At 39.2% G+C, this 23,552-nt stretch carries 30 protein-coding genes and 1 riboswitch; of the genes, 8 read left to right on the top strand and 22 right to left on the bottom strand.

Annotated elements, in window-relative coordinates; all coding sequences use genetic code 11:
- Positions 1–143 precede the first annotated feature (143 nt).
- The 5 genes from BLP77_RS01625 to phoU all read left to right on the top strand — a co-directional run bounded on the left by BLP77_RS01625 (position 144) and on the right by phoU (position 4,586).
- The gene (locus BLP77_RS01625) at positions 144–1,169 is read left to right on the top strand and encodes a PstS family phosphate ABC transporter substrate-binding protein (protein ID WP_093855354.1); all 1,026 of its coding nucleotides are present in this window, start codon (positions 144–146) and stop codon (positions 1,167–1,169) included.
- 68 nt (positions 1,170–1,237) lie between these two features.
- Positions 1,238–2,191 carry a phosphate ABC transporter permease subunit PstC gene (gene pstC / locus BLP77_RS01620; protein ID WP_093855353.1) on the top strand — a complete coding sequence of 318 codons (954 nt, stop codon included), beginning with the start codon at positions 1,238–1,240 and terminating at the stop codon, positions 2,189–2,191.
- Between the two features lies 1 nt (position 2,192).
- Positions 2,193–3,077 (top strand): phosphate ABC transporter permease PstA, encoded by an 885-nt coding sequence (gene pstA / locus BLP77_RS01615; protein WP_093855352.1) that lies wholly within the window; start codon positions 2,193–2,195, stop codon positions 3,075–3,077.
- A gap of 15 nt (positions 3,078–3,092) precedes the next feature.
- Positions 3,093–3,902 carry a phosphate ABC transporter ATP-binding protein PstB gene (pstB, locus tag BLP77_RS01610; protein WP_093855351.1) on the top strand — a complete coding sequence of 270 codons (810 nt, stop codon included), beginning with the start codon at positions 3,093–3,095 and terminating at the stop codon, positions 3,900–3,902.
- A gap of 27 nt (positions 3,903–3,929) precedes the next feature.
- Positions 3,930–4,586, top strand: a complete 657-nt coding sequence (gene phoU, locus BLP77_RS01605) for a phosphate signaling complex protein PhoU (RefSeq protein WP_245686774.1) — start codon at positions 3,930–3,932, stop codon at positions 4,584–4,586.
- A 49-nt stretch (positions 4,587–4,635) separates the two neighbouring features.
- Here the strand turns inward: phoU and BLP77_RS01600 are convergent, their stop codons facing one another.
- The 5 genes from BLP77_RS01600 to BLP77_RS01580 all read right to left on the bottom strand — a co-directional run bounded on the left by BLP77_RS01600 (position 4,636) and on the right by BLP77_RS01580 (position 9,187).
- A complete protein-coding gene (locus BLP77_RS01600) occupies positions 4,636–6,084 on the bottom strand; it encodes a UDP-N-acetylmuramoyl-L-alanyl-D-glutamate--2,6-diaminopimelate ligase (RefSeq protein WP_176752925.1) in 1,449 nt (482 codons plus the stop codon).
- Positions 6,085–6,240: 156 nt separating this feature from the next.
- Entirely contained in the window at positions 6,241–6,888 is a 648-nt protein-coding gene (locus tag BLP77_RS01595; protein WP_176752924.1) for a queuosine precursor transporter, read from the bottom strand.
- On the bottom strand, positions 6,881–7,288 hold the full coding sequence (gene queF, locus BLP77_RS01590; RefSeq protein WP_093855348.1) for a preQ(1) synthase: 408 nt from the start codon (positions 7,286–7,288) through the stop codon (positions 6,881–6,883). The genes BLP77_RS01595 and queF overlap by 8 nt, the downstream gene beginning before the upstream one ends.
- Before the next feature lie 209 nt (positions 7,289–7,497).
- A complete protein-coding gene (locus tag BLP77_RS01585) occupies positions 7,498–8,787 on the bottom strand; it encodes a M20 family metallo-hydrolase (RefSeq protein WP_093855347.1) in 1,290 nt (429 codons plus the stop codon).
- Positions 8,788–8,797: 10 nt separating this feature from the next.
- Positions 8,798–9,187, bottom strand: a complete 390-nt coding sequence (locus BLP77_RS01580) for a hypothetical protein (protein ID WP_093855346.1) — start codon at positions 9,185–9,187, stop codon at positions 8,798–8,800.
- 82 nt (positions 9,188–9,269) lie between these two features.
- On the opposite strand from BLP77_RS01580, the gene BLP77_RS01575 reads away from it, so the two are divergent.
- Positions 9,270–9,743 carry an ASCH domain-containing protein gene (locus BLP77_RS01575; protein WP_093855345.1) on the top strand — a complete coding sequence of 158 codons (474 nt, stop codon included), beginning with the start codon at positions 9,270–9,272 and terminating at the stop codon, positions 9,741–9,743.
- Here the strand turns inward: BLP77_RS01575 and BLP77_RS01570 are convergent.
- Together BLP77_RS01570 and BLP77_RS01565 are read right to left on the bottom strand one after the other, a co-directional pair.
- The gene (locus BLP77_RS01570) at positions 9,725–9,988 is read right to left on the bottom strand and encodes a thioredoxin domain-containing protein (protein WP_176752923.1); all 264 of its coding nucleotides are present in this window, start codon (positions 9,986–9,988) and stop codon (positions 9,725–9,727) included. The two genes, BLP77_RS01575 and BLP77_RS01570, sit on opposite strands and share 19 nt — an antisense overlap.
- Before the next feature lie 73 nt (positions 9,989–10,061).
- Positions 10,062–10,511: an SRPBCC family protein gene (locus BLP77_RS01565; RefSeq protein WP_176752922.1), complete on the bottom strand. Its 450-nt coding sequence runs from the start codon at positions 10,509–10,511 to the stop codon at positions 10,062–10,064.
- 119 nt (positions 10,512–10,630) lie between these two features.
- Here BLP77_RS01565 and BLP77_RS01560 point away from each other — a divergent pair, with 119 nt between their 5' ends.
- Complete coding sequence (locus BLP77_RS01560) at positions 10,631–11,005, top strand: DUF4183 domain-containing protein (protein WP_093855343.1); 375 nt, start codon at positions 10,631–10,633, stop codon at positions 11,003–11,005.
- Between the two features lie 46 nt (positions 11,006–11,051).
- On the opposite strand, the gene BLP77_RS01555 is transcribed toward BLP77_RS01560, so the two are convergent.
- The 11 genes from BLP77_RS01555 to BLP77_RS01505 all read right to left on the bottom strand — a co-directional run bounded on the left by BLP77_RS01555 (position 11,052) and on the right by BLP77_RS01505 (position 18,978).
- A complete protein-coding gene (locus BLP77_RS01555) occupies positions 11,052–11,435 on the bottom strand; it encodes a DUF4183 domain-containing protein (protein WP_093855342.1) in 384 nt (127 codons plus the stop codon).
- A gap of 155 nt (positions 11,436–11,590) precedes the next feature.
- The gene (locus BLP77_RS01550; RefSeq protein ID WP_245686773.1) at positions 11,591–12,520 is read right to left on the bottom strand and encodes a type II secretion system F family protein; all 930 of its coding nucleotides are present in this window, start codon (positions 12,518–12,520) and stop codon (positions 11,591–11,593) included.
- 4 nt (positions 12,521–12,524) lie between these two features.
- Complete coding sequence (locus BLP77_RS01545) at positions 12,525–13,499, bottom strand: type II secretion system F family protein (RefSeq protein ID WP_245686772.1); 975 nt, start codon at positions 13,497–13,499, stop codon at positions 12,525–12,527.
- The gene (locus BLP77_RS01540; protein ID WP_093855341.1) at positions 13,496–14,908 is read right to left on the bottom strand and encodes a TadA family conjugal transfer-associated ATPase; all 1,413 of its coding nucleotides are present in this window, start codon (positions 14,906–14,908) and stop codon (positions 13,496–13,498) included. The genes BLP77_RS01545 and BLP77_RS01540 overlap by 4 nt, the downstream gene beginning before the upstream one ends.
- A 49-nt stretch (positions 14,909–14,957) precedes the next feature.
- The gene (locus BLP77_RS01535) at positions 14,958–15,770 is read right to left on the bottom strand and encodes a CpaE/TadZ family protein (protein WP_093855340.1); all 813 of its coding nucleotides are present in this window, start codon (positions 15,768–15,770) and stop codon (positions 14,958–14,960) included.
- Positions 15,771–15,797: 27 nt separating this feature from the next.
- Positions 15,798–16,553 (bottom strand): Flp pilus assembly protein CpaB, encoded by a 756-nt coding sequence (gene cpaB / locus BLP77_RS01530; protein WP_093855339.1) that lies wholly within the window; start codon positions 16,551–16,553, stop codon positions 15,798–15,800.
- Between the two features lie 15 nt (positions 16,554–16,568).
- Positions 16,569–17,465, bottom strand: coding sequence for a Tad domain-containing protein (locus BLP77_RS01525; protein ID WP_093855338.1), 897 nt, complete (start codon positions 17,463–17,465; stop codon positions 16,569–16,571).
- Between the two features lie 13 nt (positions 17,466–17,478).
- Complete coding sequence (locus tag BLP77_RS01520; RefSeq protein WP_093855337.1) at positions 17,479–17,862, bottom strand: TadE family protein; 384 nt, start codon at positions 17,860–17,862, stop codon at positions 17,479–17,481.
- Positions 17,862–18,371 (bottom strand): A24 family peptidase, encoded by a 510-nt coding sequence (locus tag BLP77_RS01515; protein WP_245686771.1) that lies wholly within the window; start codon positions 18,369–18,371, stop codon positions 17,862–17,864. Before BLP77_RS01515 ends, BLP77_RS01520 begins: the two co-directional genes overlap by 1 nt.
- 39 nt (positions 18,372–18,410) lie before the next feature.
- Complete coding sequence (locus BLP77_RS01510; RefSeq protein ID WP_093855336.1) at positions 18,411–18,602, bottom strand: Flp family type IVb pilin; 192 nt, start codon at positions 18,600–18,602, stop codon at positions 18,411–18,413.
- 34 nt (positions 18,603–18,636) lie between these two features.
- A complete protein-coding gene (locus BLP77_RS01505) occupies positions 18,637–18,978 on the bottom strand; it encodes a DUF192 domain-containing protein (protein WP_176752921.1) in 342 nt (113 codons plus the stop codon).
- A 145-nt stretch (positions 18,979–19,123) separates the two neighbouring features.
- Positions 19,124–19,210: riboswitch (cyclic di-GMP riboswitch) on the bottom strand.
- 404 nt (positions 19,211–19,614) lie between these two features.
- On the opposite strand from BLP77_RS01505, the gene BLP77_RS01500 reads away from it, so the two are divergent.
- Entirely contained in the window at positions 19,615–20,958 is a 1,344-nt protein-coding gene (locus tag BLP77_RS01500) for a hypothetical protein (RefSeq protein WP_093855334.1), read from the top strand.
- A 31-nt stretch (positions 20,959–20,989) separates the two neighbouring features.
- Here BLP77_RS01500 and BLP77_RS01495 read toward each other — a convergent pair whose 3' ends face one another.
- From BLP77_RS01495 to BLP77_RS15740, 4 genes are all read right to left on the bottom strand, one after another.
- On the bottom strand, positions 20,990–21,277 hold the full coding sequence (locus tag BLP77_RS01495) for a 4a-hydroxytetrahydrobiopterin dehydratase (RefSeq protein ID WP_093855333.1): 288 nt from the start codon (positions 21,275–21,277) through the stop codon (positions 20,990–20,992).
- 132 nt (positions 21,278–21,409) lie between these two features.
- A complete protein-coding gene (locus tag BLP77_RS01490; RefSeq protein ID WP_143001383.1) occupies positions 21,410–21,643 on the bottom strand; it encodes a hypothetical protein in 234 nt (77 codons plus the stop codon).
- Positions 21,644–21,764: 121 nt separating this feature from the next.
- The gene (locus tag BLP77_RS01485; protein ID WP_093855331.1) at positions 21,765–23,141 is read right to left on the bottom strand and encodes a sensor domain-containing phosphodiesterase; all 1,377 of its coding nucleotides are present in this window, start codon (positions 23,139–23,141) and stop codon (positions 21,765–21,767) included.
- A 256-nt stretch (positions 23,142–23,397) separates the two neighbouring features.
- Positions 23,398–23,547: a hypothetical protein gene (locus BLP77_RS15740; protein ID WP_176752920.1), complete on the bottom strand. Its 150-nt coding sequence runs from the start codon at positions 23,545–23,547 to the stop codon at positions 23,398–23,400.
- Between the last annotated feature and the right edge of the window lie 5 nt (positions 23,548–23,552).

Here is a 23,552-nt window from a genome sequence, read left to right as displayed (position 1 = left end):
AACCGGCTCACTGCCTGATACCATGCATATTTACAATTTCTTAACCTTATCTTTACACCAGCTTTACAGACATATTCACACGTCCGATTTATGATGAATGTGAAAGTTAAATAAAACACACTTATAAGGGGGACATTTTCAAAATGAAAAAAATGTCAAAGCTTTTCACTCTATCAATCTTGGCTCTATTTTTAGTAGCTTTAGCAGCTTGTGGGAGTGAAGAAGATACAGAGAACGAATCTTCTGGTAACACAAGCGCTGATAACAATGAGGAACAAGAAAGTGAGTCTAGCTCAGACGAATCTAGTGAACCAGAAAACGAAGAACTAGAGGGAAGCGTTGTTATTGATGGATCAGGAACCGTTTATCCATTAATGTCAGTACTAGCAGAGGAGTATATGCTTAATGTTCAACAAGGCGTTTCAGTTGAAGTTAGCCGCTCTGGTACAAGTGCTGGTTTTGAGAAATTTTTAGTTGAAAATGGTACAGACTTTAACGATGCATCACGCTTAATCAAAGAAGAAGAAAAAGCAAAAGCTGAAGAATTAGGAATTGACGTAAAAGAATTGAAATTAGCTTTGGATGGTTTAACAATCGTCATTAACCCTGAAAATACCTATGCAACGGAATTAACTGAACAGCAAGTGATTGATATCTTTTTAGGAGAATATACAACGTGGTCAGATATTAACCCTGACTGGCCTAATGAAGAGATTCAAACTTATGGTCCAAACGAAAACCACGGAACGTATGAATTTTTCTACGAAAATATATTAGAAGAACAAGATTTAGTTGAAAGTGCTAACCTACAACAAAATTATTCTACCCTTGTCACGTTAGTGGCAGAAGACCCGAATGCAATTGGTTTCTTCGGCTTTGGTTACTATGATAACAACAAAGATAAAGTGAGAGCTGTAAAAATCGACTTTGGCGAAGGCCCTGTAGAACCATCACTTGATACGATCGCTGAGGATGGACCTTATGCCAACTTTACACGCCCTGTATTCACTTATTTAAATACAGTAATGGCTAAGGAAAAACCACAAGTACTCGATTATGCGATTTGGGTAATGGAGAATGTTAACGATTTTGCAGGGGAAGCTGGATTCGCACCTATTCCTGAAGAAGAAGCTGAGCAATTAGCTAATGATCTTAAAGAACTTAAGTAATAGTCTGGCTAAAATGAGAGTGTTATGCTCTCATTTTAGCTTGCTTTTACAGACAAGGAGGAACGGACATGACGACTAACAGCGAATCTAACCAAAACACTGTTCCTGTCAGAGAGATGATTGAAGAGAAAAAAAAATCAAGGAATTTATCCAGTGTAACCGAGAAACTTGTCCCTACTATTCTATTTCTTTTCGCTATGATATCGATTCTAACAACAATTGGCATTATATGGACTTTATTCAGTGAAACGGTCGAGTTTTTTAAACGTGTATCAATGACAGAATTCTTTACAGGAACCGAGTTAAACCCTTTAAGCCAAAATCCCGATTTTGGAATTTTACCGTTACTTAACGGTACCATTATGTCTTCTGTCATTGCGATGTTAGTCGCAGGACCAATTGGGATAATGGCTGCCATTTATTTAAGTGAATATGCTTCAGATCGAGTTCGTCGAGTACTTAAGCCAATGCTTGAAGTACTTGCCGGTGTACCAACTATCGTCTATGGTTTCTTTGCTTTTACTTTTGTCACACCTATAATTCGCTCAATTTGGCCAGAAGTTGGGGCGACTAATATCTTAAGCCCGGGCATTGTCATGGGCATTATGATCATTCCAATGATTGCATCATTATCTGAGGATGCCATGTCGTCTGTTCCGAACTCAATACGCGAAGGTGCTTTTGCCTTAGGAGCTACCCGATTAGAATCAACATTTAAAGTTGTCATTCCAGCAGCTTTATCTGGAATAATCGCATCATTTATCCTTGGAATTTCACGCGCTATTGGTGAAACGATGATTGTCACCATCGCAAGTGGAAGCTCAAAAAACTTTACGTTTGATTTAACGCAATCCATGCAAACGATGACTGCTTATATTGTAGAAGTGGCTGGTGGAGAAGCCCCAGCTGGATCAACCATTTATTTTAGTTTATATGCTGTAGCTATGACATTATTTGTTTTCACATTAATTATGAATTTACTTGCACGATATGTCTCTCGTAAGTTTAGGGAGGAATACTAACATGAAATACCTAGACTTGAAACAAGTTCAAAAAAGGCTGAATACACGGATTGTTAAAAATAACATCCTTCAATATATATTTTTGCTTGCAACCATATTTGGACTAATCGTTTTAGCTATCCTGATCTTTCGCGTGTTCACACAAGGCATTGGTTTTATTAACTTAGACTTTTTAACTGGACGATTATCTACTGACGCGAATCGAGCCGGTATTATGGGAGCCATTCTCGGGACATTTTGGCTTATGGTTGTTGTCATACCGATTACACTTATAATCGGTATTGGAACAGCGCTTTATCTTGAGCTTTACCAAAAAAATGGACGTATTCAATCTTTTATCCAGACGAATATTTCCAATTTGGCCGGTGTCCCGTCCATCGTATATGGGATCCTTGGTCTAACGATTTTTGTCCGTGCGCTTGATTTCGGAAATATTGTACTAGCAGGTGGGTTAACATTATCCTTGCTCGTCTTACCGATAGTCATTGTCGCATCGCAAGAAGCTATACGAGCTGTCCCTCAGCATTTAAATGAAGCTTCTTATGGTATGGGAGCAACTAAGTGGCAAACGATTAGACGAATTATTCTTCCAGCGGCTTTGCCGGGAATGCTAACGGGATCAATTCTAGCTCTCTCACGCGCGATTGGTGAGACAGCTCCATTAACCGTAATCGGGATTCCAGCCTTAATCATTCCGTTTCCAGAAGGGATTTTTGATAAATTCACGGCTTTACCGATGCAGATTTATTATTGGACATTAGATTCATCACTCGTTGATGAATATGCCAATCTAGCCGCTGCTACGATTATTGTTTTGCTTTTACTTTTATTCATTTTAAATTCAGTTGCGATCCTGATCCGAAATAAATTTCAACAACGCTACTAAGTGGGGAGTGATAATATGAGTCTATCAACTGTTCAAGAATCAATAACAAAAGAATCGCCTAAAGCAGCAGAAAATATCGTGTTCGATACCAGGGACCTTAATCTTTGGTATGGCGAAACACACGCCCTAAAAAATATAAACCTAGCGATTAAAGAAAGGGACATTACTGCGATTATTGGGCCTTCAGGGTGCGGTAAATCAACCTATTTGAAAACGTTGAACCGTATGGTCGAAATGATCCCAACGGTTCGTACTTCAGGCGACATTAAATACAACGGCAAAAGTATTTTAAATAAAGGCTTTAAAGTTGAGGATCTAAGAACACGTGTTGGGATGGTGTTTCAAAAACCTAATCCATTTCCTAAATCCGTTTATGAAAATGTTGCCTATGGCCCAAAAATTCACGGCATCCGTAATAAGAAAATATTAGATGAGATTGTTGAAAAAAGTCTTCGAGATGCCTTTATTTGGGAAGAAGTAAAAGACCGTTTAAAAGAAAATGCTTATGGATTATCGGGTGGTCAACAACAGCGTTTATGTATCGCCCGAACTCTAGCCATCGAGCCTGATGTTATTTTGATGGATGAACCAACATCAGCATTAGATCCTATTTCAACATTAAAAGTTGAAGAATTAGTCCAAGATTTAAAGCAAGATTACAGCATCATTATTGTAACGCACAACATGCAGCAAGCAGCACGTATTTCTGATAGAACAGCCTTTTTCTTAAATGGTGAAGTCGTTGAATTTGATGATACCGAAACCTTGTTTTCCAACCCAACTGATCAACGTACAGAAGATTATATTACGGGACGCTTCGGCTAATATACCGTATGGAGAGGAGCTAAAGCTGTGGTTAGAGAAAACTTTGAAGATAAGTTACAAGTCTTGAAGCAGCAAGTGCTTATAATGAGTGAAATGGCTAAAGTCTCGCTCAGTCAATCTCTATTGGCTTTAGAACAACAAGATCAAACGCAAGCTCAATCTGTTTTTGATCAAGATAATAAAATCAACCAAATCGAAGACGATATTAATGATCAAGCGATTTGGCTTATTGCTAAGGAACAACCTGTTGCGAAGGATTTACGTCGGTTAGTGATGACCTTAAAGGTTACAAACGATATCGAGCGTATCGGTGACCTTGCCGTCAATATAGCCAAGTCTGTTCTGCGTATCAATAACGAAGAACTTCCAGTTGAAAAACAACAGGTTTTAACGACCGCATCAGTCGTCGAACAAATGATTGACCTTGTAACAGAGGCATACGTTGAAGAAGATTTGGAAAAGGCATTTGAAATTGCTCGAATTGATGATCAAGTCGACCGCCAATATGGCGATTCTATACAAAAAATGTTGACTTATATGACACAACATCCGAGTCATATAAGTCCTATCACACAGCTCGCTTTTATTAGTCGGTACTTAGAGCGGGCTGCTGATCATACGACAAACATTGCTGAGGCTATCATTTATTTAGTCAAAGGCAAACATGTCGATTTAAATAACTAATCCCCTAATTGATGAATAGATACCCCCTAATTACAAAAGAGCTCTCACCTTAAAGTGAGAGCTCTTTTGTATGATGTAGAATTGTTTCAACCGTTTCTAAATCTGTTTTTGTTCCCCATTCAAAATCTAGTTTATATTGCTCGTGACCCTTGCCAGTTATGATGACCCAATCACCTTCTCTTGCTAATTCGATTGCTCGTTCAATCGCAAGCGTCCTGTCGGTAATCACGTCACCACGGTTTTCATCATAATGAGTATTAAAATCAAATAACGTCTTCTCCATTTCTTTCGGATCAATTCCGTTAAGATCATCAAAAGTTAAAATATAATAATCACTCACGTCCAAGGTTTGCTTCATCATCATTAAACGCTTAGATCGATCACGCATACCCCGGAACCCGAAAACATGAATGATCCTCCTGGCCCCACATTGTTTTATCGTATTTAAACAATGATAAAATCCATTTGGTGTATGCGCATAGTCGATGACAACATTCTTATTTCCCGGGAAATAGACAATTTGAAACCGTCCATCAACCTTTTCGACATGATTTAAACCATAAATCGACTTTTGCCTTTCTAATCCAATAAGCTCTCCAACCATAATCGCAAAAGCGGCATTATACCGGTTATGTAACCCAGGTATTTTAAGTTCTAAAGTTTCATCTGCTTTGTTACCCTTGATATAGACTCCATGTTGATCGGGTAATATACGTATATCTTGATTCGGTTTAGTGCCAACAGTCAAAACAGGCTTGCCCAGTTTCAAAAGTAGTTGGTACGCTTTTCGCCCCCATTCATCATCCGTATTAACAATAGCCTGTCCATCCTTTTTCAATAAATCAAAAATCATCGACTTCGCTTTAAAATAATCTTCCATACTATGGTGGTAATCAAGATGTTCACAATCTAAATTCGTAAATATAACCGTATCAAACTGTATTCCAGCTACGCGGTGCTGTTTTAAAGCATGTGATGATACCTCTATAATGATGACATCATCTTCACATTCATATAGCATTCGCTGTAAAGACACTGCACCTGGTGTTGTATTTTTACTCGGTGATGACTTTCCGTTAATCAGATACTCAATCGTGCCAATTAAACTAGATCGGTACCCATTTTGATCAAATATGGCTTTAATCATATAACTTGTCGTTGTTTTACCATTCGATCCAGTTACGCCAATAACGATTTTATCCTTTGATGGATTGCCGTAAAAACGACTCACCATCTCACCCAATACCTTTTTAGAGCACTTAACCTGCACATAAGGTATATCTAAACTAAGCGAACGTTCACCAATAATGACACTCGCTCCTCGTTTAATTGCTTCATCGATATATTGATGACCATCGTGGCTATAACCCTGAACGGCAATAAAGACATAGCCTGGTTCAATTTCACGAGAATCATCTGTTAATCCTTTTACATCTATATCAGCTAGGTTACGTTCGGTTAAAACATCACAATCTTCTAGTAAATCCGTTAGCTTCACTTGGTGTTCCCCCAAACTTGTCAAAACCTTGTTCTAGTTTACCCAAATATATCAATGGAATAACACATTTTCTGTAGGTCAATAGTACAATTTTATTGTTAGTCAAAAATAAAAACCTCGGATGCTTGTTAAACATCTGAGGTTAAATTGACATTATTAAGATGTTGCTCTTACAGGTTGAGTTGTCTGCTTTTGCGAGCGATTTTTTCTTGTCAACAAGTAAAAAATCGGCGTGTCTAATACCGCAATACCTAATTTAATCACGTACTGACTGAGAATCATCACCCATAAGCTTGGGACGTTTCCGATAAAGGCAATCGTAATAAAGACCATTGTATCAATTAATTGCGAAATCGCGGTACTTAAGTTATTACGTAACCATTTAAAACGTGTCTGTGTTAGCTTTTTCAACGTAGAGAAAACAAATACGTCCACAAACTGGGACGATAAATAAGCTGCTAATGACGCCAAAACAAAACGGGCATTTTGTCCTAATAATGTTTCATATGCTGCTTGGGACTCAGCTGCAAAAGGCGCCACTGGTAATAGCTGGCCAAAATAAATCATGATACTCGCGAAAATTTGCGCGATAAACCCGAAGATAATCGTTTGTTTGGCTTGTTCTTTCCCGTAATTCTCATGCACAATATCTGTAATTAAAAAGGTAACCGCATAAACGACCACTGCTGCTGGAACGGTGAAGTTCTCTCCAAACATGACCAGTTTACCAGCAATCACATTGGCAACCACTAACGCACTCGCAAAAATGACATTTAATAAAATTAATTTTTGATCTTTATTCATCACGGTGTCTCACCGCCTTAGTCGTTAGCTCAATACCACCGCGCGCTGTTTGGTATACCGTCACATGTACCTCTTCCGGTTGGATGGCATAAACCACATCATCCGCGATTTGTGCTGCTAACGATTCGCAGAAAGCACCCTGATCTCTAAATGACCATAAATAAAACTTTAAAGATTTCGATTCGATGCATTTTTCTTGTGGTGTGTATGTGATTTCTACACGTCCAAAGTCTGGTTGACCCGTTTTTGGACAAACCGCCGTAAATTCCAACGCATTAAACGTAATCGACTGAACATTCGGCGCATCGAATGCCTCGTTTTTTAATATTTCGCGCCCTTCCTCGACGCTATTTGGTCTAGGCATTGGACCTGACCTTGGTAGATAGTAGTTCTCTGTCATTATAATCATCTCCTTAGTTTTGATTAAGCAGGATTTCGCGAACTGCTCTATGTGCGAATGCACAAATTAATATTATAGCAGATAAATACAAAAGGAGAAAGGTCATCATTTTAAAGTCGCACATAAATCATAAAACTCACGCGTATATTCAAATAGTCGCGCATAAAATTAGTTTTTCGCGCAAAAAAAGCGAGTGAATTAACACTCGCTTATTCGGTACATACTTTTTCAACAAAACGCTTCAGTACATGGACCGTTTGGACACAATCATTAAGTGATGACCATTCTTTAGGGTTATGGCTAATCCCGTCCTTACTTTGGGTAAATAGCATCGCTACAGGAACGTGACGGCCGACGATCATCGCATCATGTCCTGCGCCACTTGGTAGCAAGTAAGGCTCACCTCCTAGCACCTCTCGTGTCGCTTCAGCTGCTTTCTGTTGCATATTTTCAGGGATTTCAACCGGGTCCACATTCATCATTTCGTCTAATTGAACCTTGATGCCGTGCTGTTCAGCGACGTTTTCGGCACATTCTTTAACTAAACGAACGATTTCTTGTTTCCATTCCGCTTTAATATCTCGAATATCAACGGTCAATTGAACCTTGCCAGGAATGACATTCACCCCATTCGGTTCAACTTCCAACTTGCCAATAGTTGCTACGCCTGTGTCACTGACTTGAGGTGGGAAATCTTTAACTTGAACGACGAAGTCACTTGCCGCTACTAGCGCATCCCACCGATCATTCATCGGGGTATTTCCTGCATGCCCGGCAGCGCCTTCAAAAGTAACCTTAAGCCATGTCGGCCCTGCAATACCTGTCACAACCCCAACAGGTAGTTCAGCTTTTTCCAAACGTTTCCCTTGCTCGATATGTACCTCAATAAAGGCATGTACCTCATCTAAATCGCGTTTAGCGTTAGCTACACCCTCTGGCGTCAACCCTACCTCTTTTAACACCTCTTCATATGGTCGTCCGTCATAGTCAACACGATTTTTCTCCTCTTCCGAATCAATGTTTCCGACAAACGCCTGACTTCCGGTCAAACCACCATTAAATCGTGCCCCTTCTTCATCGGTAAAGACCACCACTTCAAATGGTCGTCTTGGTTGGTATCCTTGATCACGCCAAGCTGACACCACTTCTAATGCAGATAGCACTCCCAATGGACCGTCAAAATGTCCACCGTGCGGCACACTATCAAGATGCGAACCTGACAGAACAGCTGGTAAATCCTCCTTCCCTTCTAACCGGCCATACACATTACCTGCTCCATCCATACGTACAGACAAGCCTTCTTCTTCCATCCACTGCATCACGAGTTTTTTAGCCTGTAATTCTTCTTGAGAAAATGAAATTCTCAGACAACCACCATCATCTGTCCAGCCCGTTTCAGCTAAAGCCGATGATCTTTCAGCTAGTCGCTTACCATTCACGCCTGAATGTGTATGTTGAACATTATAAGAATCCATTAAACGATTATAGAATGAACTCATAAAATCACTCCTATTCTCTATCAAAATTTCTTAACGTTAGTAAGAAGAAAAGTATAAAACTTACAAGAAGAGTCGTTCCACCCACGATAAAATAAACGGTTACCAGGCCATCAGGTAGGCCAAACGGTCGAACAAAATAAAGCCACATCCCAGTTGTTAAACCAAATGAACCCAAAATACCGCTCCATACATGAAGTATCGCAATATTAGACTTCACCTTATAAAATACTTTATAAAAAACAGCCCACGCAAACAACGTTAACCATCCGACCACTAAAATATGGGCATGAATCGACTTAAACTGATAATCCATCGTCCCTGCCATATGTGATCCAATAAATGCACCTACAACTGCGAATAATGCTGAAAAACGTAATAACAACTTACTATAGTTCTCCATACCCAATCACCTTTCATACATGGTATAATAGCATTTAATGTTACCCTTAATTATGACATAATTATTGAAAGGTGTAAGGTCAATGAGCGAAAAATCTATTAATTCGATGTGGCAAAACTTTTTACAAACGTTAGATGAAAATGAAGCTAAACATGCAACTTATGAGGCATGGCCTTTTGGTGATGGTCCAGAATTAGCGAATGAGCTAGGAGCCTTAGTGAAAAGCGGTGATAAAACCGCCACGTGCTCTTTACATCAGCTTTATGTTGAAGGTAATGAACCTCTACCTAAAGTAGGCGAATACAACATTATTACGGATTGGGATGGTAACGCCCTTATCATCACGCAAACTAAAAAAGTTGATGTCATCCCTTTTAATGAAGTGAGCGAAGAATTTGCCTTTAAGGAAGGAGAAGGCGATAAAAGCTATGACTACTGGCGTCGTGAACACCTTAAATTCTTTAATCGGGAACTTGCGAACAGTGGTCAAGAATTTGATGAAAACATGCTCGTAGTATGCGAGGAGTTTGAAGTCGTCTATCCTAGAACCCCATAATAGACTTTGGATACTTTGTGATTAAATTCATCCATTTGTACAATGCGAGCTTCACGCAAATACTCTTTTCCATCAATATGCCCAAGTTTAATTTTAGGGTAATGTTCCATCATGGTCTGTACCTGGGGTAGCAAACCGTGACACACACTGCAACCCTGTCGTGATATATAAAGAAAAGATAATTCATGGTTGTTAACGAATGTATTCACCTCTTCCATCCGCTTTAAATTTTTAAACTGTCGCACCAAAATCACCTCTTCTCCCACTACTCTGTCCCTCTTTAAAAATACTATAAATAGACCGCCTTAACAGAACGGTCTATTTTTCATCCGAATCTTGATTGTGAATGTATTGCTTTAATTTGTCTAAATGGTCGCCATCTTCCTTTTTTATAATCCGATTAATCAATGGCTTCATCATTATATTTCGCAACCCTTTCGCCTTAATTTTACCTTCAAATTCAACCCTTGTCCCACCATCAACTTCAGAAAACGTGTACACATAATCTAGATCCAAGCCATTTTGCTCACTATGAATCGCAAACCGTTTGTTCGGTTCGTATTCGACCACTTCTAACATGTTTTCAACCTGTGTTTGACTTATTTTTCGTGTTTCTTTAATTTTCGATCCAACACCAATTGGAGCATCTCCGACAATTTCTATATCCGCAATATGACTTAATACTTTTGGGGCGTATTCATACGTTGTCGTTACGCGAAACACTTGGTCAATTGGTGCATGAATATGTACGTCTCTTTTAAATCCCATCACGTTCACTCCTCTTATCATTAGTTTAACACAAGGCATATAAAATCTCTTAAATCTATGCACCTTCCCTAAACACTCATCACAGACAAACATAAGATGAAATAGGTTAGGTGATTAAGATGAAGCCCTATATTAAAAAACAAGTTATTTCGACTAAAAGCGTGTACGATTGGCAAACCTCAACCTCCGATATGTTGATTCATCTATCAATCAAGCTTCCTAATAGGGTTTTAAAAGTTGATACGTATCAATACAATGCCTTATCAGATGGTGTTAAATCAATTTATTCTAACGAAGATGAGTTAAAGCAATACGGGAAACGAGGTATATTAGATCCCCAATCTATTTCTTATATGAATTTATTTATTAACGGTGTTCTACAACCGCCAAACACTTATGAAGTTGAAAAAGGAACGCTGAAGTTAAAAACAGCCGATATTCCTCCTAAAGATACACCCATTATTCTTCAGTTTATTAGAATTTATCAAAGTTAAACCAAATAAAGAAAGGGTTTCATTAGCGAAACCCTTTCAAAAATTGCTAAGTTATCACATTTGTTGTAGAAGTTGGTGAATAATTAACAACTTCTAATACAATAGCTGTATTTACTAGAATCGGGTCTCCATCTGCCGGTACGTCAACATTCAATGAACCAACTGCCGTTGCACCTGGCGTATAAGTGGATAACCCTTGCATTTGTGCGACACCATTAATATAGATCTTAAAATAGCTATTATCGGTAGCTAAAGCTGGTAGTTCAGTAACCGCTGCACCATCATCACCAAAGAAATCAGCTGTATCAATCGATAACGTCGACCCTGCAGCTGTTTCTGTATCGGTTACATAGAAAAACTTCTCTACCGTTGGACCAACTGTTGTTACCGTTGACGCCGCAACATTTAGCTTCATTAATTCTAAAGGCATGATTATCCCCCTTAGATCCTAGAATTACATTATTATTGTATGTAGTGAATAAGTGATTGCTTTAGACAAGTTCATTAATTTTAGAAGTTTGGATTTTTTAATTAGACACTTTGTCAGCATTATAAACAAAAAAAGCACGCCTAAACGTGCTTGACCTACCGACTCGAAAACATTCCGATGATTTCAATCACAGCTGGACCTAATAAAACGATAAATATACACGGGAATATAAATAATACGAGTGGAAATAACATTTTAATCGGTGCCTTCATGGCCTGTTCTTCGGCTCGTTGTTTACGGCGTTCTCTAACCTCATCCGACTGAACACGCAAGGTTTGAACCATTCCGACCCCAAGCTGTTCCGCTTGAATAATGCTACCAACGAGTAATTTAACATCATCAACTTCTAGTCGCTCGCGTACACCAGATAAAGCTTGACGACGCGTTTTTCCGAGTTTTAATTCCTCCAGACAACGTCGAAATTCCTTGGATAATACACCTTCCTGCTTGGATACAACCTTACCTAAAGCGGAGTCAAAGCCAAGACCCGCTTCCATACTGACAGCTAATAAGTCAATGAAATCAGGAAGTTCCTTCACGGCTTCGGTATAGCGCGTTGCTGTTTTCATTCGTAAATAAACAACCGGTAGATAGGCGGCTAATCCCAGGCCTAGCACTGCGACAAAAAGTCCACGCCCAAATGATAGATTTCCAATTAAGGCTAGAACACTAAATAAAAAAGGAATTAATAGGTACAAAATCATTTGTACAAGACGGTATTCAAACGGGGTTAGCCCCATAGGATTACCCGCGCGCATTAGTTTTAATTCTAGTTTTTCTTGTTTTTTATTCGGCATTTGTCGCCTGAAGCGACGTTTAAACTCTTTTAGCTTTGGTTCGATTATGCGTTGAAAAAGTGAGCGATCTTTCTCGTCATCTTCCTCAGTGATATCCAAAGCTGCCGTTCCACTCACACCATTAATATAAGACTTACGCGATGTAATCTTCTGCACCTTTTCTTTTCGATATAGGATGAAGCCACCGATTATAAATACAATGGTCATCATATATAATACGACTAACATGACTTCACACCTCAATCGACGTGATTTTTTGAATAAAGATAAATCCAATAACCATCGAGATACTTGCTATAATGATGAGCACGACACCAACTGGATGGGTAAAGAGAACACCCATATACTCAGGGTTCATCACATAAAGCATGCCAGCTAAACCAAACGGTAGTAACCCAACGACGACACCGGACATTTTTCCTTGTGCGGTCAGTGTTTTAATTTGCCCTTGGATCTTGATTCGTTCTCGGATTGTGTGGACGATTTTTTCTAACACAACAGCTAAGTTACCCCCGACTTGACGCTGGATGACAATCGCCTGAATCATTAAATCCAAATCATCGCTCGGTACGCGCTCTTTCATACGGTTCAATGACTCCTCTACTGTTGCCCCATATTGCATTTCTTTGAGTAATTGTTCTAGCTCTTCCTTAACAGGGGAGGGGGATTCATTTCGAACATTTTGCATCGCTTGCGGAAAACTAAAACCAGCGCGTAACGCACTTACAATTGAAGAAATCATCTCGGCTAAATGGTCGTTAAACTGATTGATTCGCTGTTTCTTCTTTCGTGCTACAACAAAACGCGGAATCATCATACCAAAAATGGCTCCGATAAAAAGGAGTAGAAAATGGTCAAATATTAAATAAAATAGCCCCGCAAAAAAAGCAATGGAAATCCATTTAAACATGACATATTCTTCTGGTTTAATGGGAATCCCGGCCTGATGAAGCTCCATTTCAATTTTTTGACCTTTATCCTGTTTTTGTAATCGTTTGCGGATGCGCTCCTTCGTCATGCGGAATTCAACCGCCATTTTCACTTTCTCATCTTTTTCTGGCGGTTGCTCGGGCTGTTCTTCAAAAATATACTGCTGGACCCTTTCCTTCATCTTTTGATCTTTATAAAAAAGACGATGGAATATGGCTAAGAAAAGCAAGGTCGAGGTGAGTAGAACTCCTGCTAACATGACATACTCTAGGTTCATACATTCCACTCCTCTTCACGTACAAAGACGTTCGTCGGAATATGAATATCCGTATTTTGAATTTGATCAAAAAACTTTGGTCGAACACCAGTTGGAACGAGATGCCCCTGGATTTTTCCTTCCGAATCTACGCCTGTTTGTTCAAATTCAAAGATGTCCTGTAGTACAATGACATCGCCCTCTAAGCCTTGCACTTCCGTAATTTTCACAATTTTCCTTGAACCATCTTTAAGGCGGGATTGCTGAATAATCAAATCAATCGCACCTGAAATCTGATCACGAATCGCTTTAATCGGTAGCTCGACACCTGCAAGTAATACCATCGTTTCAAGACGCGATAACATATCACGTGGACTGTTCGAGTGACCCGTTGCTAGTGACCCATCGTGACCGGTGTTCATCGCTTGAAGCATATCAAGCGCCTCCGCCCCACGAACCTCACCAATTACAATGCGATCTGGGCGCATACGCAATGAGTTCCGAACTAAATCACGAATCGAAATCGCACCTTTTCCTTCTAGGTTAGGTGGACGTGATTCAAGAGATACGACGTGATCCTGTCCTAATTGCAGCTCAGCCGCATCCTCAATCGTCACAATCCGTTCGTCATTTGGAATAAAATTAGAAAGTACGTTCAACGACGTCGTTTTCCCGGAACCCGTACCACCACTAACAAAAATGTTGAGACGAGCTTTAACGCAAGCATCAATAAAGGTTGCCATCTCCTGTGTTAAGGTTCCAAAGTTAACTAAATCATCTATCTTGAATGGATCCGTTGCGAACTTACGAATCGTGAGCGTCGGTCCATTTAGTGCAAGCGGTGGAATAATCGCATTGACACGTGAACCATCCGGTAGACGCGCATCTACCATCGGACTGCTTTCATCGATACGTCGGCCCAGTGGTGCTACAATTTTTTCTATGACATGATGCACATGGTCATCATCTCGGAATGTAATATCGGTTAACTCAAGCCTTCCATCCCGTTCGCAGTAAACTTGATCTGGTCCATTAACCATGACTTCAGACACATCTTCATCCGCCAAAAGTGGATTAATCGGACCATAACCCGTTAGGTCATTGACCAAATCATCAACGACACGCTTCCGGTCAACCGTTCGAAAGGCTTCATTTTCTTTGATTAAGTCAACCGCGATTTCTTCCACCTTTGGAACGATTTCTTCCTTCGGTTGATCGCCACTTATTTCCTTTAAAATCTCCTTATGGACTAAATCTTTAAAAGCGATGTGTTGTTCATCAAGTATTGGACGACTTTTTGCTGGCTTACTTTCCTTTTTCGGTTCGGGCTTTGGTGCCGTCGCTTCCTTTTTCTCCTGTGTGGGTTCTTGCGGTTTTACCTTTTCTTCAGCTTTTTGCTCCTGCTTATTTAAACGTTCTAATAAACTCATGACGACACCTCCAACGACTTAAACTAGCCTCGTTTTCCTTTCTTCCGATTTATTTGGAAAACATCTTTCCAAGTAGCGAACCTTTTTTCTTCTCTTGCGTCCCGCTCTGCTCATCAATCAAAGCTTGTGCCAGCTTAAAAATACCTTTTGCTACATCTGACTTCGCATGGCTTACCACAACGGGAACACCTAAATTCATCGACTGTGAGGTTAACTTAAAGTTATTCGGAATGTGGCGAACGTCTTCAACTCGTAACATCCCTGGTACCTCTTCCGTTTTAATCAAACTATCCATGTTATATCGATTTAAAATTAACTCCAGCTTCTGATCAAATTGGAGCTGGTGTATCGTTTCCAGCATCATTTTTGTATTTTTCAAAGATGCTACCTCTAATGTCGTAACCGTTAGAACCTTATCTGCCTCTTCCATAAAATCAACCGTCTTATCCTTCATGCCGTATCCTGCATCGATGACGATATAATCAAAGTTACGCTTCAACAATTGCACCGTTTGTCGTATTAAATCACCTGTAACTAACTCGGCATATTCCGGACGATCCGGTGCTGTTAATACTTTGACACCACTTTCATGCCGCGTTAAATAATTTGTTATGTTATATTCGTCTAAGCGATCCTGTTCGTCGACGATATCTTTCATCGTAAATGAAGGCTGCAAATCCATCGCTAGCCCGACGTCACCAAACTGAAATTCGCCATCAATGAGTGCAACATCAACGTTTTTCTTACTTAGTGCAATCGCTAAATTAACGGATAGTACCGTCTTACCTACACCGCCTTTACCACTACAGACGGTAATGACTTGGCCTTCTTTTTTCTTTATGTCTTGCTCTACTTCAGCCATATTGCTCCCCCCAATCGGCTTAAGTGGTTATTCTTCGCTATCTTCTGCTTCTTCTTCAGGTACAATACGTGAATGTAAGGCTAAATGGATTGATCCCTGTTCACTTGCATTCACTAGCGCCACAACATCACGTGGCGGTAACTCTAATGTCACCTGACTGTACTCGACGTAGTCCCCTCCATTGGGGTTCGTCACCATTTTACGACCGACCGATAAAACACGTATTTCTTCTAGTAAGATGACAGATTCGGAAGCATCTAATAGATTTTCGGAAATGCCAGATGTTAATCGACTACTAATTTCAGTATTGCCGCCTTCCCCCTCTGCCTCATCCTCTATCTGATATGTAAAAATCACATCGACATAATCTTCCGGCTCTATTAAATTCGTTACAGACCGAACCATATCCGTATCAATTGAAACCGCACGATAGCCATCTCTTACCTTACGTGACACTAAGCGCTGTTCTTCCTTACTTGATTTCAAGCGATGGGAAAGCACAACCTCACCTTCAACCATTCCAGCCGTTGCAAACTTCCCCTGCACGTCATCAACTGACGACAAAGTGGCAGCATGTGCTTGGTCTTTAGGAATCGCCTTCAATGTGACATCTTCCCCGGTTAAACGCTGATTCTCAGAAACATCATTCGTAAGCACGACAACTTCTGTCACCGGTGTTTCCTCAACAGGCGCTGGTTCGTTATTTTGATTCGTATAAAAAAAGATAGCGGTCGTAATGATACCCATTAAGATCGCTAGTAAGAAAAAAATCCTTGATTGCATACCTTCACCTACTATCTACTCTGAAAGTTTAACAATAAATGCTCCACGATTGACGGCCCCATCCTCTTCAAAGCCTTTATCAATTTCTTTAATGAAAATGCCTTTAATCGTTTTTTCGTCACCATCCATTGGCTCTGTGAGATAAAAGTGAGCAAACCCGACAATCTTAACTTCTTTCATCTGGTTTTGATTATGATTATACGGTTCATAAACGGGGATTAATAAAATACGACGACAATCCGGTTCATCCATATCACTGCAGCTATTAACTAAAATATCGACTGCCTCTTTTGTTGGTCCGGCAATGTTACCCGTCTGTGTGTCAATCACATCTCCAATCTTAAATTCCCCATCAGATCCGTGTAAGAGCGTCTCTTTATAAGTTCGTGCCCCTGGGCCATCCAAAGCTAAAATCCCAAAGAATCCTGTATCAACACCTGATTCATCAACCTTTAGGGTGTACTCTTCGCCATACTCCAAATCTACTGACTTATCGATTCCAAGTGGTGCGACACCCGTTGCACGTCCCATCACAGCAATTCGGGCCGTTGCATCGACATTGACATCTACTGAATCAACTCCAAACAGCTGCATAAACGTTGTTCCTACTGGCTTCTCAAGTTCGACCGTCACCCTTCTTTCAGGAATGATGGTCGTTTCAATTAACGAATCAAGTTCTTCATGATAGGTCAACGTTTCATCAACTATTTGTTGCACAACCTCTTGTTCCTCGGTTAGCTCTTGTCCACCCGATAACACAGCAGCATTAGCTGACTTTTGTAAATCAGCATGCGTTGAATATAGCAAGCCACCATCGACAACTAATCCTGTTAACGCAAGCAGACCCGTAAACGATATCGTCACTAAAAACGTCGCGTTCGCACTTTCATTTTTTATAAAACGCTTGATCATCATACCGCTCCCATCATTCAATCCTGATTGTCGATTCAGACGTTAATTGAATCGCATCGCCAAAAATTTGTTCAGCAAATGGTGTAATCGGTTGAATAGGGTAATTTAGCGTCACCGTGATATACTCACCAGACTTACGAAGATCTTCAGATGGTGAAATCGAAACGGTGAGATTTTCCGGTTCACCCGTTTGGAAATGGTTTTTAGCAAAATCAATAATTTCCTCGTTCGAATAACCAAATCCACCTAATCGAACCGTCTCTTGCGCTGTAAAATGTAGGCCAGAGTATGAATACATCATACGCCCAACATCAAATACACCGATTAACATAAGCATTAATAATGGTATAACTAATGAAAATTCGACAATGGATTGCCCTTTTTCATTACGAAACATTAAATCACCACACCCTCTAGAAAAAAGGTTAGACAAGCACCACCGACAATCGCGACACCATAAGGAAACGTTCGCTGCATCGTCTCTTTATCCGGTTTCAATAATTGCATTCCATATCTCATGTTAGAAAAAGCGTAATAAAGACGTTTAAAAAAGTCCTTTCGTAATACGATTAAGGCGATTCCAATCAGTCCACCTAATAGCGCCATATACACCGCTGTCGCAAAAACAAATGCTGGACCTTTTATCGCTCCGATGACCGCAAGTAGCTTGACATCACCAGCGCCCATTCCACCCATCAGATATGGAATCAATAAGATGCCAAATCCAAGAAGTAAGCCCAATATTGAGCTCTTGATTCCATCAAAACCACTAAAAATAGGATGAAGGAGGAGAGCAAGGATTAAAGCAGGAAAAAGTACTTTATTGTAAATTTTCCGTTGTTTTAAATCAGTTAAAAAACTAATCACTAATACAGCGAATAATAGCAAGTCGATTAAGATTTCCATTGCTCAGGCCTCCATTCATTTATAGGACGTAATTAGACTTTATTCAGTTCCTTCAGAACCAGGAACTTGATCAAATTCGTCTCTAATAGTCTCAAAGACACCTAGTATTTTATCACCAAACACCGCTAAAACACCTACAACTCCTACCGCAATTACACCTAACACTAACGCGTATTCCGCCATCCCTTGTCCTTCTTCTTCACGAATGAATTGAGTCAAAAACTTTTTCACTTAAAACAACTCCTTTTAAAATTTTTTAATAGATTTATCGTAATTCTAGTTGGTGTCCAATTTGTAATGTCGAGTGCGCCACGGTACCAGTGGGGAGTTCAAGTACCGAGTGCGCACCCTTTCTCCGTTTCCCAAACTTACCTGGAGGAAGATTCTCGTCAATATCAATGACATATAGACTCTTGTTGCAATACACAACATCAATGGGGTAACGCATAAAATGTGTGTGTACCGACTGGCAGGGTAAGATATGCAACCCGTAACCTGAATTCAGTTCGTCTGTAAACATTAAACCTTTTAACCGTTTCGTAAAGGTGTAAGCCGATTGAATATAATGAGCAATTTCTTCATCTGTACTCAGGTTACGAAGAATCACTTCTGTCACCTCCATTACATAAAAATTACCCCGCCATTACCGAATGACGGGGTTCATTCATGTATGAAGGTACCCAAATACCTCTCTAACAAATTCCGGATTGTTAAAAAGGATAACGTGTAGCTATCATACATGTCCCTGATCCTTCGGTAGCTGGCTGGCTTTGTGTTTTTACACTGTAGCCCCTGTAGCTTTGCGTCGCTGGCTTTCACCAGTTTTGCCTTTGTCGAGATTAGGTCAAATATAAAGTTTTCTGACTAATCTCTTGAGTTCATCATAATGGATGGCTAGATAATTAGAAATCGGACCAATTGACTAATTTAATACCGCTTCACCGCGTCAAACGACGATTATGTCATCGATAATAGTTATTTAGTTTCATAAATTTAAGTCTAATTATGTCGAAAAAAGTTAATGATTACAAAATCAATAGATCTAAATATCTAAAATTGGACTCTTTCGAAAAATCTTATATTTTATGTCGGTTTTTTTATAATTCAGTCCTTTCGTTCCGTTTTAAGTCGTTGTTTCGCTCATCTATCAACAGGAAGTACTAGTTCTATTTCATTAATTAGGCTAATAGAGTGGGATTTGTTAAGATAGTAGGGAACTTAAGCATTAGAAAGAGTGAACATAATGAGACGACTACAGTTTTATTTATATACAAGTTTTGCTGCACTATATATGATTAATCTATTTTCCCAGCAAGATTGGCTAACCGACATTCAAGGTGTCATTGGGATCGGTGCCTTTCTTGTTTCAATCGTTGGCTCAAACCGAACCTATCAAACAATTGGAATCATATTTTTCTTAATATCATCGGTTTTATTTTTCATCTATGATTTACCCTATTCGTCTATTACAACTTACTTTACGTCAATGGGATTGCTTTTGACCTTACTTTATATTATCCCATTTATTAACCATTACATGATTGTTGGTGAGTACGATCAATCCTTGTTTGAAATCTTACAAAAAAATACGCCGAACCTCGGTAAGTTCTATGTGAAATCCTATTTAACAAGTTACGTGCTAACAATTTTCATTTTTCTATCTATGATCCCGCTCGTTTTTTCACTCATTAAGGAAAAAACAGCAGGCTTTAAGGAAAATTTAACGCAACAATTCGCAACACGGGCTGTTTTGCGTCCGCTCGCGGCCGCTAATACGTGGAGCCCAATTGAAGTCTATATCGCACTCGTTGTCGCCTACACCGGTTCATCTTATTTAGTTTTATTACCTGTCTTACTCGGATTTTCACTCACGATGCTGTTACTAGATACATCGTTAGGTTATTTTAAATATCGAAAAATTAAATTGCAGTCAAATGATCATACGCATTCGAAAGCCAATTACCGTAAGCTAGCATCACTCGTCTTATTTTTAATTTTGTTTATTACCATTGCAGCATTAACCCACACGTTGACAGGCCTTGTGTTCTTTGATGCGATTATACTCGTGATTATTCCATACACCATGCTCTGGGCACTTATAACAAAACGATTCCAAACCTTTGTCCGCTATAACCAACAGGTGTGGGGCGAACAAATTTGGACAATGCAAAACTTTATGATGCTGTTACTTCCAGTCGGTGTATTTAATGAAGTGGTTGGGGCAACACCTATTTTTGATCAAGTGATGGCATCCTTTGCCTGGCTTGAAAACACACCACTTTTACTGTTTGTTTTTATTCAGTTAAGCTCGATGATTTTAGCCTTTTTCGGCTTCCATCCATTAGTTACCCTTAGCTTACAAGGGTTATTCGTCACTCCGTTTTTGGATACGATTAATCCACTTAGCATCTCAATTGTTATGATCATATCAGTAATTTCGAATGACATGACGGGAACGTTCAACATTCCGATTACAATGCTAAATCAATATTTTAAACGCAACCCATACCAGTTAACGCTTTGGAATATTGGATATGCACTCATCTTCGGTGGAACCGGCGTTTTGATTGCTTATTTATTATTGTAGATTAATAAAAGCCACCTGCTCCAGGTGGCTTTTATCCTTCATACAATTCATCAAAATGATGTACCATTTCAAAATCCAAATCCGTTAACCCGCGCATTTCCCATGATGAAATTTTTAATGTCACGACCTTATAATCAATAGCAATGTTGGGGTGATGGTTTTTGCTCTCAGCATACTCTGCAACTTTGCGAACAAATTCAACCCCATCTAAATAATCCTTAAACTTATAGCGGCGACGGATCCATTTTTCATCAACAAGCTTCCAATTTGGTAGTTTGTCTAGTTCTTGTTGAACTTGCTCATCTGATAAACGCTCCACAATCAACACCTCTTTTTAAAATTTTTACTCTACCATAACCATTCCATAACGAAAGGAAACAACCCTTTATTTTCTGGCCTGTTTGGTATTCCGTATGTTTATGAATTAGGTTTGTTCCTGTTTAATAATTGCTTATCTTCGGCAATCATAATATACCTTCCGCTTTCCTAAAAATTTGATCTTACCATCCCGTACTGCCTTTTCCCAACTCGCAATGGCCAACTCATCTAATGCTTTTCGTTCATCCATTGACCGTGCTGGTTTACTTTTTAAACGCTTCACTTGTTCCGAGTATATGCGCCGGTTAACCTCAGTACGGTTACCTTCAATATTTTGTTTTATCTCACTTAACTTAAACTTACGCATATACGGCACCACATTATATTCATTATTATATATCTTTCCCATTAATCCTGCTAAAAATATTAACAAAAAAAGAACCGCCAAAATCATGGCGATTCCATCTATAATAAATATATAGGGGAGGCTAGTTCATCAAATAGGTCTTCCAATCTTCCAATGTTAAGGGTTTACTAAAGTAGTATCCTTGATAAATCTCGCAACCAAAATCCTTAATTATCGATAGATGTTGTTCCGTTTCAATCCCTTCAGCTACAACGTCTAGATTTAAATCTAAACCTAATTGGATAATCGTCTTACATATTCGTTGGTCAACCGGACTTTTATCAACATCATCGATAAAGGTTTTATCCAATTTAATCGTATCAACAGGTAGATACTTAAGATAGTTTAGAGAAGAGTAAGTTGTTCCAAAATCATCGATTGAGATTTTGCAGCCTAGACTTTTTAATTGTTGGAAGGTTACCGCAACATCCTCTAGGTTTTCCATTAATGATGTCTCTGTAATCTCAATCGTAAAAAATTCAGGCGGAAAACCTGTCTCTTCTAAAATGGTTTGAAGCCTTTGAGCAAAGCTTTCCTTTTTTATATGTACGGCTGAAATATTGACCGCAAGCATTAAGTTTTTCCCAGTTTCATCGATTAGCGCCTTCATATCCTGGCAAGCCTTTTTGCAAATGACCTCATCCAACCAGTGTACAAAATCTTGCTCCTCTGCATGTTCAATGAAATCAACCGGCGATACTAATCGCTTATCAGAGCGATGCCACCTGGCTAATGCTTCGACGCCATATAACGACTTACCATCACCTTTAAAAATCGGCTGATAATAAGGCAAAAACTCATCATTTCGTAATCCTTCTTTAACCGAATCAACATACGGCGTTGCTTGTTCAGCTACTCGATCCTCTTGTAATTCAGAATAAAAAGCATGATCCAAATAAACCTGTTTAGTCTCAGCGCACATATAATTAGAAATAATTAAAGCAATCAATTCATTATAAGCTTTTAGCGTTTCAACTTCTTGATCAACCGGACCATGACTATGCTTGGAATAAATCGCAAACGTTCCCATCACTTCATCTGTTCCGGGTAAATAGATAGGCATGGACCAGCACGATTTCAATCCATATGGTGCGACCACATCGTGGTAAATCTTCCAATCAGGATCCTTTCCAATTTCTTTGGAAACAACGAACTTCTTACGCATAGCAGCAACACTACAAGCTCCCATACCTTCAAATAAACGCTTATCTTTAAAGTTTTCTAGTATTTCATCTGGTAAGGTATACGCAACGCCATCTATGAATTCTTCTTTTTCTCTGTCTAACAGCATAATCGTACAATACGAATCGTCAAAACGATCTTCAAAATATTTTAGTGCCTTTTTTAAGACATCACGAAGAGGAATTCCTTCGTTCAAGTATTCCGTAATAAATTGATAACCTTCTACGAAATCCTCTGGGCTTAAAACTCTCTGTTTAATCAACTTTCTCTCCCCCATCACAAGAGCCTCCTGCTAATAAGACTTTAAAACTGTAATTTTTACAAAATTCGACAACTATAGGTAAAAAAAATAAGCTTTTCTGTTATGATAGACTTAAACATTGGAAAAATAAACCTTTATCTTTTATGATAAATAGAGTATTATGTAAAAAAAATGCTACCAAAAATAGTATTTTTGGTAGCTATAAAATTATGGACGAATAAATATGGACGACTTATAAGGAAATGCTTATTAAGTTAAGTGAATCTTGGTATTAGTCTAGAGAACCTGGATCATATCTGTCCTTGCCAATACCTTGAAGTTCTACGTCAAATGCTTGCTCGTTAAGGTCACCCGCACTTACGTTTAGAGAGAACCCAACGATTAGTGCAGTGATGACAGCAATACCTAATAGCTTCTTCATTTGTT

The organism is Tenuibacillus multivorans (assembly GCF_900103915.1).
Classification (GTDB): Bacteria; Bacillota; Bacilli; order Bacillales; family Alkalibacillaceae; genus Tenuibacillus; species Tenuibacillus multivorans.
This window is presented reverse-complemented; position numbering and strand designations above follow the sequence as displayed.

Excerpts from the sequence above, each read along its gene's own strand:
- BLP77_RS01625 (WP_093855354.1), top strand. The coding sequence starts at position 144 with ATGAAAAAAATGTCAAAGCTTTTCACTCTATCAATCTTGGCTCTATTT.
- pstC (WP_093855353.1), top strand. The coding sequence starts at position 1,238 with ATGACGACTAACAGCGAATCTAACCAAAACACTGTTCCTGTCAGAGAG.
- pstA (WP_093855352.1), top strand. The coding sequence starts at position 2,193 with ATGAAATACCTAGACTTGAAACAAGTTCAAAAAAGGCTGAATACACGG.
- pstB (WP_093855351.1), top strand. The coding sequence starts at position 3,093 with ATGAGTCTATCAACTGTTCAAGAATCAATAACAAAAGAATCGCCTAAA.
- BLP77_RS01595 (WP_176752924.1), bottom strand. The coding sequence starts at position 6,888 with ATGAATAAAGATCAAAAATTAATTTTATTAAATGTCATTTTTGCGAGT.
- queF (WP_093855348.1), bottom strand. The coding sequence starts at position 7,288 with ATGACAGAGAACTACTATCTACCAAGGTCAGGTCCAATGCCTAGACCA.
- BLP77_RS01585 (WP_093855347.1), bottom strand. The coding sequence starts at position 8,787 with ATGAGTTCATTCTATAATCGTTTAATGGATTCTTATAATGTTCAACAT.
- BLP77_RS01580 (WP_093855346.1), bottom strand. The coding sequence starts at position 9,187 with ATGGAGAACTATAGTAAGTTGTTATTACGTTTTTCAGCATTATTCGCA.
- BLP77_RS01575 (WP_093855345.1), top strand. The coding sequence starts at position 9,270 with ATGAGCGAAAAATCTATTAATTCGATGTGGCAAAACTTTTTACAAACG.
- BLP77_RS01565 (WP_176752922.1), bottom strand. The coding sequence starts at position 10,511 with ATGGGATTTAAAAGAGACGTACATATTCATGCACCAATTGACCAAGTG.
- BLP77_RS01560 (WP_093855343.1), top strand. The coding sequence starts at position 10,631 with ATGAAGCCCTATATTAAAAAACAAGTTATTTCGACTAAAAGCGTGTAC.
- BLP77_RS01555 (WP_093855342.1), bottom strand. The coding sequence starts at position 11,435 with ATGCCTTTAGAATTAATGAAGCTAAATGTTGCGGCGTCAACGGTAACA.
- BLP77_RS01550 (WP_245686773.1), bottom strand. The coding sequence starts at position 12,520 with ATGTTAGTCGTATTATATATGATGACCATTGTATTTATAATCGGTGGC.
- BLP77_RS01545 (WP_245686772.1), bottom strand. The coding sequence starts at position 13,499 with ATGAACCTAGAGTATGTCATGTTAGCAGGAGTTCTACTCACCTCGACC.
- BLP77_RS01540 (WP_093855341.1), bottom strand. The coding sequence starts at position 14,908 with ATGAGTTTATTAGAACGTTTAAATAAGCAGGAGCAAAAAGCTGAAGAA.
- BLP77_RS01535 (WP_093855340.1), bottom strand. The coding sequence starts at position 15,770 with ATGGCTGAAGTAGAGCAAGACATAAAGAAAAAAGAAGGCCAAGTCATT.
- cpaB (WP_093855339.1), bottom strand. The coding sequence starts at position 16,553 with ATGCAATCAAGGATTTTTTTCTTACTAGCGATCTTAATGGGTATCATT.
- BLP77_RS01525 (WP_093855338.1), bottom strand. The coding sequence starts at position 17,465 with ATGATCAAGCGTTTTATAAAAAATGAAAGTGCGAACGCGACGTTTTTA.
- BLP77_RS01520 (WP_093855337.1), bottom strand. The coding sequence starts at position 17,862 with ATGTTTCGTAATGAAAAAGGGCAATCCATTGTCGAATTTTCATTAGTT.
- BLP77_RS01515 (WP_245686771.1), bottom strand. The coding sequence starts at position 18,371 with ATGGAAATCTTAATCGACTTGCTATTATTCGCTGTATTAGTGATTAGT.
- BLP77_RS01500 (WP_093855334.1), top strand. The coding sequence starts at position 19,615 with ATGAGACGACTACAGTTTTATTTATATACAAGTTTTGCTGCACTATAT.
- BLP77_RS01490 (WP_143001383.1), bottom strand. The coding sequence starts at position 21,643 with ATGCGTAAGTTTAAGTTAAGTGAGATAAAACAAAATATTGAAGGTAAC.
- BLP77_RS01485 (WP_093855331.1), bottom strand. The coding sequence starts at position 23,141 with ATGGGGGAGAGAAAGTTGATTAAACAGAGAGTTTTAAGCCCAGAGGAT.
- BLP77_RS15740 (WP_176752920.1), bottom strand. The coding sequence starts at position 23,547 with ATGAAGAAGCTATTAGGTATTGCTGTCATCACTGCACTAATCGTTGGG.